12 protein-coding genes are annotated in these 14,951 nt (G+C 61.6%); 3 read left to right on the top strand and 9 right to left on the bottom strand.

Annotated elements, in window-relative coordinates:
* Positions 1–6: 6 nt before the first annotated feature.
* A complete protein-coding gene (gene fdxA, locus ACQCSW_RS07285; RefSeq protein WP_056344030.1) occupies positions 7–333 on the bottom strand; it encodes a ferredoxin in 327 nt (108 codons plus the stop codon).
* Between the two features lie 134 nt (positions 334–467).
* Between fdxA and ACQCSW_RS07280 the strand changes: the two genes are divergently transcribed.
* The gene (locus ACQCSW_RS07280) at positions 468–713 is read left to right on the top strand and encodes a hypothetical protein (protein ID WP_426990145.1); all 246 of its coding nucleotides are present in this window, start codon (positions 468–470) and stop codon (positions 711–713) included.
* Between the two features lie 153 nt (positions 714–866).
* Here ACQCSW_RS07280 and typA read toward each other — a convergent pair whose 3' ends face one another.
* A complete protein-coding gene (gene typA / locus ACQCSW_RS07275; RefSeq protein WP_058931842.1) occupies positions 867–2,795 on the bottom strand; it encodes a translational GTPase TypA in 1,929 nt (642 codons plus the stop codon).
* A gap of 270 nt (positions 2,796–3,065) precedes the next feature.
* On the opposite strand from typA, the gene ACQCSW_RS07270 reads away from it, so the two are divergent.
* A complete protein-coding gene (locus ACQCSW_RS07270; RefSeq protein ID WP_426990144.1) occupies positions 3,066–3,920 on the top strand; it encodes an SGNH/GDSL hydrolase family protein in 855 nt (284 codons plus the stop codon).
* Positions 3,921–4,017: 97 nt separating this feature from the next.
* On the opposite strand, the gene ACQCSW_RS07265 is transcribed toward ACQCSW_RS07270, so the two are convergent.
* The 5 genes from ACQCSW_RS07265 to ACQCSW_RS07245 form a co-directional block, all read right to left on the bottom strand.
* Positions 4,018–5,736, bottom strand: a complete 1,719-nt coding sequence (locus tag ACQCSW_RS07265) for a dipeptide ABC transporter ATP-binding protein (RefSeq protein WP_426990143.1) — start codon at positions 5,734–5,736, stop codon at positions 4,018–4,020.
* Positions 5,737–5,747: 11 nt separating this feature from the next.
* Complete coding sequence (locus ACQCSW_RS07260; protein WP_426990142.1) at positions 5,748–6,692, bottom strand: ABC transporter permease; 945 nt, start codon at positions 6,690–6,692, stop codon at positions 5,748–5,750.
* The gene (locus tag ACQCSW_RS07255; protein WP_426990141.1) at positions 6,682–7,611 is read right to left on the bottom strand and encodes an ABC transporter permease; all 930 of its coding nucleotides are present in this window, start codon (positions 7,609–7,611) and stop codon (positions 6,682–6,684) included. The genes ACQCSW_RS07260 and ACQCSW_RS07255 overlap by 11 nt, the downstream gene beginning before the upstream one ends.
* Before the next feature lie 125 nt (positions 7,612–7,736).
* On the bottom strand, positions 7,737–9,422 hold the full coding sequence (locus tag ACQCSW_RS07250; RefSeq protein WP_426990140.1) for a peptide ABC transporter substrate-binding protein: 1,686 nt from the start codon (positions 9,420–9,422) through the stop codon (positions 7,737–7,739).
* Between the two features lie 278 nt (positions 9,423–9,700).
* Complete coding sequence (locus ACQCSW_RS07245) at positions 9,701–11,464, bottom strand: ABC transporter family substrate-binding protein (RefSeq protein WP_426990139.1); 1,764 nt, start codon at positions 11,462–11,464, stop codon at positions 9,701–9,703.
* A gap of 164 nt (positions 11,465–11,628) precedes the next feature.
* Between ACQCSW_RS07245 and ACQCSW_RS07240 the strand changes: the two genes are divergently transcribed.
* Entirely contained in the window at positions 11,629–12,744 is a 1,116-nt protein-coding gene (locus ACQCSW_RS07240; RefSeq protein ID WP_426990138.1) for an LLM class flavin-dependent oxidoreductase, read from the top strand.
* Positions 12,745–13,004: 260 nt separating this feature from the next.
* Here ACQCSW_RS07240 and ACQCSW_RS07235 read toward each other — a convergent pair whose 3' ends face one another.
* Positions 13,005–13,523: a DUF1877 family protein gene (locus tag ACQCSW_RS07235; protein WP_426990137.1), complete on the bottom strand. Its 519-nt coding sequence runs from the start codon at positions 13,521–13,523 to the stop codon at positions 13,005–13,007.
* 242 nt (positions 13,524–13,765) lie between these two features.
* Complete coding sequence (ychF, locus tag ACQCSW_RS07230; protein ID WP_426990136.1) at positions 13,766–14,851, bottom strand: redox-regulated ATPase YchF; 1,086 nt, start codon at positions 14,849–14,851, stop codon at positions 13,766–13,768.
* Positions 14,852–14,951: the final 100 nt, after the last annotated feature.

The raw sequence follows: 14,951 nt of genomic DNA, 5'->3' as shown, positions 1-14,951 counted from the left end.
CCCGGTTCAGTGGTCTTGGTTCTGCAGCGGCAGGGCGGCGATCATCGGGTGGTCCTTGCCCGTGTTGCCCACCTTGGCGGCGCCGCCGGGCGAGCCCAGGTCATCGAAGAATTCGACGTTGGCCTTGTAGTAATCAGCCCATTCCTCGGGAGTGTCATCCTCGTAGTAGATGGCCTCCACCGGGCATACCGGCTCGCAGGCACCACAGTCGACACACTCATCGGGGTGGATGTACAACGAACGTTCACCCTCATAGATGCAGTCAACGGGGCATTCCTCAATACATGCCTTGTCCTTGACATCTACACACGGCTGCGCGATTACGTACGTCACGTCCCTTGCCTCTCCACGATATTTCCCGGCGGTGGCCGGCACTTGAATCCGGCACCGGCCGGACTGTTGACTTCTGAGCCTATTATCTCCCAGTTCGTCCACGCGAACCTAGCGGGCAGCCTTAGTATGAACTGGTGAGTCCCGCCGAGCCTACGCCCCGAGAATTTCTGGCCACCGCCCCGCCCGGAACACGGGTGGTAGTCCGATACCGGATCGAGGGCGGCCTGACCGACGCCCTGGGGCATCTGGTGGCCACTGACGACGGCGGCTGCACAGTCCGCACGCGGAAGGCCGACGTCGTCATCCCCTTGGACCTGGTGGTGGCTGCCAAGGAAGTCCCGCCGGCGCCCGAGCGGCGCCCCGCCCGCATCCGCGACTGACCTTTTCCTGACGCAAAAGAAACTGCCCGTACAAAGAAGCTGCCGGTACGACGGCGGGATTCCCGCCTGCCGTACCGGCAGCTTCATGGAGTTTTTGTCCAGATATCGCGGGCAAAACCGCCCTAAAGTGCGTTTATCTGGACAAAAACTGGGTTAGGCCTTGGCGCGTGCCCGGGTGGACTTGGCACGCTGGTTGACGTCCAGGATGAGCTTCCGGATGCGGATGGACTCCGGGGTGACCTCGACGCACTCGTCTTCGCGGGCAAATTCGAGGGACTCTTCGAGGGTGAGGTCGCGCGGCGGCGTCAGGTTCTCGAAAGTGTCCGAGGAAGCGGCACGCATGTTGGTGAGCTTCTTTTCCTTGGTGATGTTGACGTCCATGTCGTCGGCGCGGGAGTTCTCGCCGACGATCTGGCCTTCGTAAACCTCGGAGGTGGGGCGAACGAAGAAGGAGCCACGTTCCTGCAGGTTGATCATGGCGAACGGCGTCACAACTCCGGCGCGGTCGGCCACCATCGAACCATTGGTGCGGTACTCGATCGGGCCGGCCCAGGGCTCGTAGCCCTCGGAGATGGAGGCTGCGATGCCGGCGCCGCGGGTGTCCGTGAGGAACTTGGTGCGGAACCCGATCAGGCCACGGGCCGGAACGATGAACTCCATGCGGCACCAGCCGGTGCCGTGGTTGGCCATGTTGGTCATGCGGCCCTTCCGGGCGGCCATCAGCTGGGTGACGGCGCCGAGGTACTCTTCCGGCACGTCGATGGTCATATGTTCCATCGGCTCGTGGATCTTGCCGTCGACGGTCCGGGTGACAACCTGCGGCTTGCCGACTGTCAGTTCGAAGCCTTCACGGCGCATCTGCTCGACCAGGATGGCCAGCGCGAGCTCGCCACGGCCCTGGACTTCCCAGGCGTCGGGACGCTCGGTGGGGAGAACCTTGATGGAGACGTTACCGATCAGTTCCTTGTCCAGGCGGTCCTTAACCTGGCGGGCCGTGACCTTGGCGCCCTTGACCCGGCCGGCCAGCGGCGAGGTGTTGATACCGATGGTCATGGAGATCGCGGGATCGTCCACGGTGATCAGCGGCAGCGGCTGCGGGTTGTCGACATCGGTCAGGGTCTCACCAATGGTGATTTCCTCGATGCCGGCGACGGCGACGATTTCGCCCGGACCTGCAGACTCGGTCGGAACGCGGTCCAGTGCCTTGGTGGCCAGCAGTTCGGTGATCTTGACGTTCTTGAGCTCTCCGTTGGCGCGGGCCCATGCAACGGTCTGGCCCTTACGCAGGGTGCCGTTGTAGATGCGCAGCAGGGCAAGACGGCCCAGGAACGGGGAGGCGTCCAGGTTGGTCACGTGTGCCTGGAGCACGCCGTTCGGGTTGTACGTCGGAGCCGGGATGTGCTCGATGATGGTCTTGAACAGCGGCTCAAGGTCCTCGTTGTCCGGAGCAGATCCGTCGGCGGGCTGGTCCAGGGAGGCGCGGCCTACCTTCGCTGCTGCGTAGACGACCGGAACTTCAAGGATCTTGTCCAGGTCCAGGTCCGGAACTTCATCGGCGAGGTCCGAGGCGAGGCCCAGGAGGAGGTCCATCGACTCGTGGACAACTTCCTCGATGCGGGCGTCGGGGCGGTCCGTCTTGTTGACGAGGAGGATAACCGGCAGGTGCGCGGCCAGGGCCTTGCGCAGCACGAAGCGGGTCTGGGGCAGCGGGCCCTCGGAAGCGTCAACGAGGAGTACAACGCCGTCCACCATGGACAGGCCGCGCTCTACTTCGCCGCCGAAGTCGGCGTGGCCTGGGGTGTCGATGACGTTGATGGTGATGGTTTCACCGTTGGAGGACGGTCCGTTGTAGGCCACTGTGGTGTTCTTGGCCAGGATGGTGATGCCCTTTTCGCGCTCCAGGTCACCGGAGTCCATGACGCGGTCTTCGAGGTGGTTGTGTTCGGCAAAGGAGTTGGTCTGCTTGAGCATGGCGTCGACCAGAGTGGTCTTGCCGTGGTCAACGTGGGCCACGATCGCGACGTTGCGGAGGTCACTGCGCGATGCAGTGGCTACCGCGGTGTTGGTGGTGGTTTCAGACATGCGTGATTGCTCGATTCAGTGGTGAAGTCAGCTGTTGTATCGCGACATTTCCAACCGGAACGCACGACGGATTAGCCCAATAACACAGGGCTCCTTCCCTCATTCTAAACGCTGTGCCTATTGTTGGCCTAAAAATCTCGAACCAGCCCAGTCCGGCCGGTGGGTAATTTCGGCCCGCAACGGCCCAAAGAGTGACCAAGCTCACTGGATTTTTGTGACTTGATGCCCCATCATTGCTGTGATAACCACAGCAAGCCCGGAGAACCCCTGATGCGAAAAGCCTCGGCTCTGACCCGCTTTTTCGCACATGGAATCGCGGTAGCCGCGCTCCTGAGCGGCTGCGGACAGACCCCAGCAGCCACACCGGATTCCGGCGTGGCATCCCCGGTACAGGCGGCCGCGGCCGGCGCTTACCAGGCCCGCGGCGGGTATCCGATCAGCCTGCCTGCCGGTTCTGTGTACCGCAACCCGGCCAGCGGGCGTGACGAGGTGGTGGTGCCGGACATGCGCCACACGGCCCTCCTTATCGGCGATTCCCAATCCGAGCCAAATGACGGCTGGCCTCGTCTTGGCCTTGCAGCCATTGGCTACAAGGTCCACTTCTGCGGGCTCGGTGGAACGGGATTCGTGGCGTCTAACGGCAAGACGGGCAACTACATCGACGCCCTGCAGCGCGGTGACTGGAAGCTGCCGTACGGGACGCCCGCGCTGATCGTCATCCAGGGCGGTGGCAACGACGCCGCGCGCGGTGCTACCGATGCCCAGATCGTGGCCAACGCCGACCGTCTGATCGGCGCACTCCGGGACCGCTATCCAGGCGCCAGGATGGCCGTGATCGGCACGCTGGCCCGCGGCGCCAACTACGGCGGCGGGCGCAGGACGCAGGTGGACGCGCTGCTGGGTACCGTAGCGGCCCGGCACGGCATACCTTTTGTGGGCGTGGGCGACTGGCTGTCGAAATACAACCTCGCGAAGAACCTGGCAGATGCCGTCCACATGGATGCGGCAGGCCGCAGGTCACTGGGCGGGCTGCTTGAATCCAGGCTTCGGCAGTTGGGGCTCGAAGGCCCACCTCTGGACGGCACAGTCCCGGCGGCAACCCCCGCAGCCACCCCGGCGGGCTGAACAGACTCCTAGCGGACTGAACCGGCCCTTAAAGGCGACGGAGCCGGTGACCTGAAGGGCACCGGCTCCATCCTTAACGCGGGATACCGCGGCCGGATCAGGCCACTTCGGGTGGAAGCATGAGCTTCGCACCGGGAATGGCGTTGAGCAGCGCCTTGGTGTATTCCTGCTGAGGGGACTCGAAGACATCGTCCGTGGACCCAGTCTCCACCAGCTTTCCCTTTTCCATCACGCACACGTGGTCGGCAATCTGCCGGACCACCGCGAGGTCGTGAGTAATGAACAGGTAGGTCAGACCGAGATTGGCCTGCAGGTCCGCGAGCAGGTTAAGCACCTGTGCCTGCACCAGCACGTCCAGCGCGGACACGGCTTCGTCGCAGATGATCACCTCGGGGTCCAGAGCCAGCGCACGCGCGATGGCGACACGCTGGCGCTGGCCGCCGGACAGCTCGTTCGGGTACCGCTGCATGCTGGACTGCGGCAGCGCCACCTGGTCAAGCAACTCGCGGACCTTCTTCTCCCGGCTGGCTTTGTCACCGATCTTGTGGACGCGCAACGGCTCCTCAATGGTACGGAAGATGTTGTACATCGGGTCCAGCGAGCCGTAAGGATCCTGGAAGATGGGCTGCACGCGGCGACGGAATTTGAAGAGTTCCGCCGGTTTCAGCGCGGAAGTGTCGACGCCGTCGAACAGGATCTTGCCCTCAGTGGGCTTTTCGAGCTGCAGGACCATCTTTGCCACGGTGGATTTGCCCGAGCCGGACTCCCCCACAATCGCAGTGGTGGTTCCGCGTTTGACGCTGAAGGACACGTTATCAACGGCAGTGAAGTCCGTGGCCTTGATGATCCCCGAGCGCAGCTTGTAGACCTTGGTGAGGTCCTGGACCTGCAGGAATTCCTCATCGGCTGGGGCCGGTTGAACTGCCGCCTCACTCGGGGCGAGCAGCTCATCCGTTTCCACGCCGAGTTCCTTGGCAACCTGGATCCGCCGTGATGCAAGGGACGGTGCCGAAGCAACCAGCCGCTGAGTGTACGGGTGCTGCGGATTCCGGAGAAGTTCCAGCGACGGACCCGCCTCCACAACGTTGCCCCGGTACATGACGACTACTTTGTCCGCCCGCTCGGCTGCGAGTCCCAAATCATGGGTAATGAGCAGGACGGACGTACCCAGCCCCTTGGTCATGGTCTCAAGGTGGTCCAGGATCTGCCGCTGGACGGTCACGTCCAGCGCCGACGTCGGCTCGTCAGCGATCAGCAGCCTCGGCTGGCAAGACAGGCCGATGGCAATCAGCGCGCGCTGCCGCATGCCGCCGGAAAACTCGTGGGGGTACTGGTTGGCGCGCCGGTGGGCATCCGGCAGACCAGCCTCGGCCAGAACCTTGGCAACATCATTCGGACCGCTGGGACGCCCATTTGCCCGGAGCGTCTCCTTGACCTGGTATCCGATCTTCCAGACAGGGTTCAGGTTGGACATCGGGTCCTGCGGAACCATGCCAATCGTGTTGCCGCGCAGCTCAATCATCCGCTTTTCACTGGCGTGCGAGATGTCCTCGCCGTCCAGCAGAATCTGCCCGCCGGACACCCTGCCGTTCGTGGGCAGGAGTCCGATTGCTGCAAGTGCCGTGGTGGACTTTCCAGAACCCGACTCCCCCACAATGGCTACGGTTTCACCCGGCATGATGGTCAGGTGCGCGTTGCGGACTGCCTGGACATCGCCGCTGCCGGTTTTGAAGGTGATGGCGAGTTCGCGGATTTCGAGCAGGGGGGTGGTTCCTGAAGATCCGGCCTCGGCGACGTGAACGTCAGGACTTGTCAACTTATTATCTCTCATCGCTGCCGGCTCTTCGGGTCTAGGGCATCACGCACGGCATCGCCAAGCATGATGAAACTAAGGACGGTGATGGACAGGGCCGCCGCCGGATACAGCATGATTTCCGGCTTGGTCCGAATTGAGGACTGCGCTGCGGCGATGTCGTGCCCCCACGACATAACACCTTCCGGCAGTCCGATCCCCAGGAATGACAGGGTAGCCTCAGCCACAATGAACACGCCGAGTTCCAGCGTGGCGAGCACGATGACCGGGGCCAGCGCGTTCGGCAGGACGTGCCGGACCAAAGTACCGAACTTTGAGACCCCCAACGCGCGGGCAGAGGTGACAAAGTCCGCATTGCGGACCTCGACTACCGCGCCGCGGGTAATGCGCGCCATCTGCGGCCAGGAGAGCAGCGCAATGACCATCACCACGGTCCAGACGCTCTTGTTCGCGCGGAATACCGGCAACTGGGTGATGACCAGCGCCCCAAGGATCAGGGGCAATGCAAAGAAGATGTCACCGAGGCGGGCCAGCACCGTGTCGAGCCAACCGCCGTAGAAGCCGGCGAGTGCCCCAAACGTCACACCGACAATCAGGACGCAAATCACGGAGAGGACGCCGACTGAGAGTGAGGCCTGGGTCCCGTGGACAACCCGCGAGTAAATGTCGCAGCCCTGGAACGTGAAACCGAACGGATGCCCCGCCGCGGGACCGCCTTCCGAGTTGCCGAGTTCGCAGCCGTCGTTAGGCGCCACAGTGGAGAGGAGGCCCGGGAAGAGTGCGATGACCGTCAGTGCCAGGATCAGCAGTGCGGAAATGATGAACAACGGACGACGGCGAAGCTTCCGCCAGGCATCGGCCCACAGGCTTAACGGCGCCTCGTCAGTTTTCAGGGCATCCGTGGCAAGCAGCGGGGTTTCTTCCATGGGTGCCACAAAATGGCTGTTCTTACTGGTCATAACGAATCCTCGGGTCGAGCCAGGCATATAGAAGATCAACGAGCAGGTTAGCCACCACAAAAACCAGCACCAGCACGCTGACGATGGAAACGATGGTGGGACCCTCAGTCCGCAAGACGGCCTGGTAGAGCTTGTTTCCTACCCCTGGAACATTGAAGATGCCTTCGGTGACAATGGCGCCGCCCATAAGGCCGCCAAGGTTCGCCCCCAAGTAGGTCACCACGGGGATCAGCGAGTTGCGCAGGATGTGAGCCACCACTACGCGGGAACGCGATAGGCCCTTGGCCGTGGCGGTCCGTACGTAGTCCGCGTTCATGCTCTCGCTGACCGACGCACGAGTAAGTCGCAGCACGTAGGCAAACGACACAAGGCCTAGTACCACTGCGGGCAGCAGCAGGTTGCCCCAGTCCGCGCTGGCACCTACGGTCGGTTTCGCCCATCCGAGCTTGACTCCGAAGATCAGCTGGAAGACGAAGCCGAGAACGAAGGTGGGGACCGCGATGACAACCAGGGAGGCTACCAGAACCGTGGAGTCGAACCAACCACCGCGACGGAGTCCGGCGAAAACACCGAAAACCACCCCGAAGACGGCCTGGATAATGATCGCTTCAACGGCGAGCATTGCAGTCACCGGAAAAACCCGGGCCAAGGTGGCCGCAATCGGTTGACCCGTGAAGTCGTTGCCCAGGTTAAACGTGAAGAGGTTCTTGAGGAAAATGCCGTACTGCACCCAGAACGGTTCATCCAGGTGGTACTGGCTGCGCAGCGTGTCAATGACAGCCTGCGGTGGCTGGCGGTCGCCGAAGAGTGCGGCGACTGGGTCGCCAGGAAGGGCGAACACCATGTAGTAGACCAGGAGGGTGGTGCCAACGAAGACGGGGATGACCTGGAGAAGCCGGCGAAGAATATAGCGGACCACAGGATCACCGGCCTTCCGGGAGGGAAGTGCTGAGTTTCATTTTTGCCTTCCTGCCGTGCAGGAGAATGGGGGCCCGGATTTTGACCGGACCCCCATACGCCTGGCGGCAAGTTAGATCCTGGAGACTACTTGGCCGTGATGTCGTAGTAGAGAATTCCGCCATTCCAGCCGGTCTCGGCCTTTACAACGTGGCTGCTCCACACAATCGGCCTCGTATAATCCCAGAGCGGCAGTCCGGGAAGGTCCTGGAAGAGGACCTCCTGCGCCTGGTTGAACTTGGCGTTAGCCTCGTCGGTGGTCTTGGCAGCGAGGCCCTCCTTGAGCAGTTTGTCGAACTCAGGGTTCGAGTACTTCTCGTAGTTGGAGGAGGCGCCCGTTGCCCACACCGGTCCGAGGAAGTTGTAGAGCGACGGGTAGTCGCCCTGCCATCCGGAGCGGGTCAGGCCCGGCAGAGACTGGGACTTGCGCAGGTTGAGCACTTCAGCGAACTTGGCAAAGGGCTGAATTTCAGCCTGGATGCCGAGGTTGTTCTTGAAACCGTTGGCGACGGCGTCAATCCACTCTTTGTGTCCTCCGTCGGTGTTGGAGGCAATCTGGAGCGGCTTGGAACCGTCATACGGCTTGATCTTCTCGGCCTGGGCCCAGAGGTCCTTGGCCTTGGCGGCGTCGAACTTCAGCACCTCGCTACCCTTGAGGTTGTCTTTGAAACCGGCGATGACCGGGGGCGCGAAGGCCTTGGCCGGCATTTTGGTTCCGTTGAAGACCACCTTGGTGATTTCCTCACGGTTGATGGCGTAGGACAGAGCCTGGCGGCGCAGCTTTCCCGCTTCACCCTGGAAGTTCGGGTTGTAGTCCGGGATGTCCAGCGTGGCGTTTGACGCAACGGCTTTGGTGGCGTTGCGGTCCGGGAAGTCTGTGACGTAGGTCTTGGTGGCGTTGGAAGGCAGTACGTCGGTGATGTCCAGATTGTCAGCCTGCAAGTCGGTATAAGCGGGGCTTGGATCGGTGTAGATCTTAAAGGTCACGCCACCGTTCTTGGCTGCGCGGGGGCCGCTGTAGTCAGGGTTCTTTACCAGCGAAATGGACTGATCATGGATCCAGGAGCCGGTCTTTTCGAACTTATACGGACCGTTGCCGACCGGGTTTTCGCCGTAGGTCTTCGGGTCTTTCAGCGCAGCGGAGGGCAGCGGGTAGAAGGCCGAGTAGCCAAGTCGCAACGACCAGTCAGCTTCAGGCTGGGCCAGTTTGACGGTGAGGGTTGAATCGTCGGTGGCCGTCAGGCCGGACATGGTCTCGGCCTTTGGAGCCGGGGTGGTGGTGGTCTTGCCGTCCGCGGACTTTTCAGTGGTTACTGCGGAAACATCTTCGTAGCCGGCAATGGATTCGAAGAAAAACCCGTTGTTTTGCAGGTTCTTGGAGTTCGCTGCGAAGTTCCAGGTATCAACGAACGTCTTGGCGGTGATCGCTTCCCCGTTCGTGAACTTTTGGCCCTGCTTGACCTTGATGGTCCAGTTCTGGGCGTCCGGTGAGTCAATGGACTCAGCAACGGCGTTGACGGGCTTGCCGTCGGCGTCATAACTGCGAAGACCTTCGAACAGCAACTCGACAACGTGCCCACCACTTGTTTCGTTGGTGTTCGCCGGCATCAAGGGGTTCTGGGGTTCGCCGTTGTACGCGGTGATGACCTTGTTGGGGTCGCCGGCAGCCTGGCTGGCACCGTCATTGCTTCCGCCGCCAGCGCCGCACCCGGTCAGGGCAAGGGCGGCGATCGCCATTATGCCGAGTGCTTTGGAAGTGCGCGTGAAACGCATTCCGCCTCCTATGAGTTGTGGGAGATATTCAGGGGAAATCTTTTGCTCCCCGGTAGGCACCTCTCAGGTTCATACTGTGACGTGGCCTACATATACGAGTAGCCTAACCGCACAAAGTCCAAATACTGGTACTCCGTTGCCAAACCGTAACCAGTTAATCGCCAATAACTAGCCGGTACCTGGAAGTTACGCAAATCACATGCTACTCGCTGGTAGGACATGCGGCGAATCGAGGACCGGGGCGTGCTCCCACGGCCGGGGCAGGCCCTCAGGGGAGCCTATTTCAGGCGCCACTCCCACACGTTCCACCAGACGCCCAAAGGTCCGGAACTGGGCCTGATTCCCGTCACGCGGCTGCTGAAAGCGACAGTTCCGGTGGTCTGGTAGAGCGGCAAGCCGGAGGCGCTCTCCCACACGCGCTTGTCGACAGCGGCCATCAACTCGTCCTGCTTTGCAAGGTCCGTGGTGGTTGCGAGTTGTTCCATCGCTTTGTCGGCGTCGCCGTCGGAAAACCCATTGAAGTTGCTGCCGCCACCGGTCTTGAAGATCTGCGGGACACGGCTGACGCCGACTCCGGGACCGATCCAGCCGAGGATGGCGGCGTCATAGCTTCCGCTTCCGAGCGCCTTTGCCCAATCCGAGTTGCCGAGGCCTGCGTCTTCAACGGTGAATCCGGCCAGGCGGGCCGAGTCACGGATCAGGGAAAAGGCCCGCACGCGGTTGGGGTTGTCCTTGTTGTACAGAATCCGGACGGCCGGAGTGGCACCGCGCAACTGCGCCTTCGCCCCTTGGATGTCGACGTCCGAATATTCCGAGGAACCGTTGTTTTTCACAGTGTCCGCGTACGTAGGGTGACTGGGCAGGAAAACGTTCGAATCCAGGGGTTTCGCGTTGGCGACGAATCCGCCCACGACATCATCCACGATCTCCTGCCTCGGGACCGTCTTCAGGAATGCCTCGCGGACGTCCTTGGTGGCAAACGTGCCGGAAAACTTGAGATCGAGGTGGTCGTAACCGGACTGGCTGTAGCGCTGGACAGTATTGCCCTGGGCCGTCAGGCCGTCAAAGAGGCTTTCGGTACCGGCAGAGGGTTGTGGGGCGATGATGTCCGCCTGGCCGCTCCTGAGCGCGGCGATGGCGGTAGAGGCGGCACCTGTGAACTTTCCGGTGATGTCATCCAGATAGGGCTCCGGTCCCCAAACATAGTCCTTGTTCCGGACCAGCCGTACCGAGGCGTCCGGAACGATGTCCCTGACGATGTAGGGGCCGCTGGAGAGGTACATGGCAGGGTCGTCAGGGAGTGTTTTCGTGTCGAAGCCCGAGTTCCAAAAATTGCTGACCCGCTTGAGCGGGGAATTGATTGCAGGCTCTTTGGTGTCTCCCCGGGGCGAGCCCTTGATCAGGTCTATGAGGTCGGCTTCGTCGTTCAGGCCACTCTTGGCGGCTACAACATGGGCGGGGAGACCGACGTCGAACGCCACTTCCCAATCCGCGTACGGCTCGGCGTATTCCAGGGTGATGGAACGCCCGTCACCGCCGATCTCCGGGAGTGCGGTGGCCGCCAGGCCTGTCTTGTCAGCTGCAGCCGAAAAGTACGTAGTGCCGGTCCCCGCCTGGGGGTCAGCGTCGTCGAAGTAGCCCGAGCCGGCCGCCCACGACAGGAGGAGGTCGCCTGCGTCGATGGCGTCGCCGTCGGACCATTTCACACCCTCATTGACGGTGTACTTCACCTTCAACGGCCTGTCGGAGATCTTCTCGTAGCGGCCGAACTTCTCATTCCGCACCACCTTTTCGGTGTCATCCACGTAGTAGAACCCCGAATGGGTGATGTGGCCGATCTTGGTGTTGATGTCCGTGTTTCCATCGGCACTGAACGGGTTGAAGGACGTAAAGGCATTCACCTCGGCCACGGTGGCACTGCCGCCGCGGTTCGTCTCACCGACCACCACCGGAGGCGCTCCCCCCGAAGCGGAGCACCCCGAGATAACCAGCGCCGCAGCGACGGCACCGGTGATGACCTGAATCAGACGCCTCAGGGGCATGCCGTCTCCTTTGCCTGTCCGGAATCAGACGTTGAAGCGGAACGTACCTTATACCCGCACGACGTTGAATCTCCTTGTTTTCCTTGAATTCTAGCGGTTCAGGGCGGGGGCCAATGTCGTCCTATCATGAGGATCAGCCGTACACCGATCCTTGAAGGAAGCCCATGCCCCACTCTTCACGACCTCTACGCAAGCTTGGATTCCTCACGATTGGCCTGTTCGATCCGGCGGATCCGGCCGCAGGGCACGAATCGACGTTGCAGGTCATAGAACTGGGTGAGCGGCTTGGATTCGACAGCGCGTGGCTGCGCCACCGCCATCTGCAGTTCGGAATCTCCTCCCCCATTGCGATCATGGCCGCGGTCAGTCAACGCACTTCGCGGATCGAGCTTGGAACGGCTGTGACCCCGATGGGATGGGAGAACCCATTGCGCCTGGCCGAGGACCTGGCCACCGTGGATCTGCTCGCCGGCGGACGAATCAACCCGGGCCTGAGCGTGGGTGAACCAATGCGCTATGACACGGTGAAGCACGAGTTGTACCCGGATTCCGCCGAGCTGGAGGACTTCAGCTACGCACGCGTGGATCGGCTTGCCCGTTTGATTGCGGGGGAACCGGTACGGGAATTTTCCGGCAAGCAGGGTGTCGTCGAGGAATTCTCCAACCGCGTCGAGCCGCACTCTTCCGGGCTGCGTGAACCACTTTGGTATGGGGCTGCAAGCAAGAAATCTGCCATCTGGGCCGGTGCAAACGGATTCAATCTGCTCTCCAGCAGTGTGATCTTCCCCGAAGCGAATCAGGAACCGGCGTTTGCCCAAATCCAGCGATCACAGATCCGTGCTTATCGTGACGCCGCCGCGACATCAGGCCAATCGCACGCACCAGCTCGGGTCTCACAGGGCCTGGTGGTAATCCCGACCGATTCGGCTTCAGTGAAACAGCGGGAAAAGTACCAGCGATACGTCGATGAACGCACGCCCCGTGCCCGGGCGCCGCAGGGGCCAAGAGGGATGCTGTTCGCCCCCGATATCATCGGCACCAGCGATCAGATTGCGGAACAGCTGTACGCACATGCGGGATTCCAGGAGGTCGACGAAGTGGCGTTCGCGCTGCCCTTCAGCTTCGACCATGAGGACTACGTCCAGATCCTCACCGACATCGCCACCAAATTGGGTCCCGCCCTGGGATGGACCCCGGCCGGGTATGCGATACCCGCTTGCCCGCGGCCGCTGCAAGCCGTTGAACGCAGGCAGAGACAAAGAACCCCACTGGGGACCTGAACTGGTCCCCGGTGGGGTTCTTTGGAATCACGCGGTTAGACGTTGAATCGGAACTCCACAATGTCGCCGTCGAACATCACGTAGACGGGCACCTTGATGCGCTGAACAATGACGACGCCGTCGGGGTTCTTATGTGCAGTCTCAGCGCGTTCCATGCCACGGATCTGGAAACGGAGCTGCTCCGGACAGAACGGGATCAGCTGATCGTTGGGGGGGGGTGTCTGCCTTGTCTTGCGGACCTGGCGTGGTCATGGCGAGCATCATCCGATCATGTAGACCATGCCGCGTCCCTCCGCAGCGAGGTTCGCCGTAAAGGTCCGCGCTTGCCGAAGGTAGCTCACGACATAGTCGACCTCACCATCAAAGTCCAGACTGAAGCAATGCGATTCCCGCAGCCGCAACTCCACGTCCTCGTCGGAGACCTCTTCCAGGTCCCTTGCGACAGCCAAAACCTCCGGTGGGGTCAATGTCCGCACCCAAGGCTCCCAACCCATGTCATTCATGACCACTGCGCCCTCGAACATCCGATAGGCACGACGAGCCATCAGGTCTGGTTCCGCTGGTGCGGTGAGGCACTGCAAATGCCGCCATGCTTTGTCGAGGTACAGCATGTCCCGATTAGGCACCGCTTGCTCAAACATCGGGGTGTTGACCGTGGCACAGTGTTCGAATCCCCATGCATCGGCGAGCGGATCATTGGAGAGAAAGCTGAGCGGATCGACAAGCGCTTGATCGGTCAGGTTGCCGTCGAATGCGTACGCGTAGTATCTGATTCCCATTCGCCAAGCATCGCCGGACTGCGGGCTGCACGTAACCGCCACATTCGGGTATGTGGATAACCCGGTGGTTACTTGGAAGCAACGGCCAGCTCCCTCCTGGTGGCCTGGACTCCATCCCTTACTGCCAGAGCAACAGGCACCATAGTGAGTGCCAACAAGAGAATCACGGCCCCGATGAGGTAGGGCAACGGCATTTCCTCTCCAAAGGATTCGAATCGAGAATAGCCTTCGTAATCCCCGAGTCACACGTTGAAGCGAAACTCCACTACATCGCCGTCAGCCATCACGTACTCTTTGCCTTCAATGCGCACTTTGCCACGGGACTTGGCTTCAGCCATGGACCCAGCCTCGATGAGGTCATGGAAGGAAACCACTTCTGCCTTGATGAAGCCGCGCTGGAAGTCGCTGTGGATGACGCCGGCTGCCTGCGGCGCGGTGTCGCCCTGGTGGATGGTCCAGGCGCGGGTTTCCTTCGGACCGGCCGTGAGGTAGGTCTGGAGGCCCAAGGTGTGGAAGCCGACGCGTGCCAGTTGGTCGAGGCCGGACTCGTCCTGGCCGTTCATTTCCAGCATTTCGCGTGCCTCCTCCTCGTCCAGCTCCACGAGGTCGGATTCGAGCTTCGCATCGAGGAAGATGGCGTCCGCGGGGGCCACCAGGGCCCGCAGCTCGTCCTGCTTCTCCGGGCTGCCCAGGATGCCTTCGTCGGCGTTGAAGACGTAGATGAACGGCTTGGCGGTCAGGAGGCTGAGCTCCTTGAGGTGCTCCATCTCCAGCTTGTCGCTCTCGATCGAGGAGAAGATTGTGTCGCCGCGTTCCAGGACCGACTGCGCGGCCTTGATGGCCGCCAGCTCGGCGGCTTCCCGTTTCTTGATCTTGACTTCTTTTTCGATCCGGGGAATCGTATTTTCGATGGTCTGAAGGTCAGCCAGGATCAGCTCGGTGTTGATGGTTTCCATATCCGAGCGGGGATCCACTTTGCCGTCGACATGGATGACGTCGGGATCATCAAACACCCGGACCACTTGGACGATGGCCTCTGCCTCGCGGATGTTGGCAAGGAACTTGTTGCCCAGGCCTTCGCCCTCCGACGCGCCCTTCACGATTCCGGCGATGTCCACGAAGGACACCGGGGCCGGCAACAGGCGCTGCGAGCCAAAGATGTCAGCCAGCTGCTGGAGCCGGGGATCCGGCAGGTTCACGACGCCGACATTGGGTTCGATCGTTGCGAACGGATAGTTCGCCGCGAGCACCTGGTTGCGGGTCAGTGCGTTGAAAAGAGTTGATTTGCCGACGTTGGGCAGTCCGACGATGCCAATAGTAAGAGCCACGAGCATTGATTCTACCGGTTGCCGGACACATGGGCCCCAGGCGGTCCCCCGCGGTGTCGGCACCTTGATGGAACGGGTGGTCGAATATGTCGCTTCCGTA

This window comes from Pseudarthrobacter sp. Y6 (assembly GCF_050156205.1).
Taxonomy (GTDB): Bacteria; Actinomycetota; Actinomycetes; order Actinomycetales; family Micrococcaceae; genus Arthrobacter.
The sequence above is the reverse complement of the archived record's forward strand: the minus strand, read 5'-3'. Positions and strand labels throughout refer to the sequence as shown.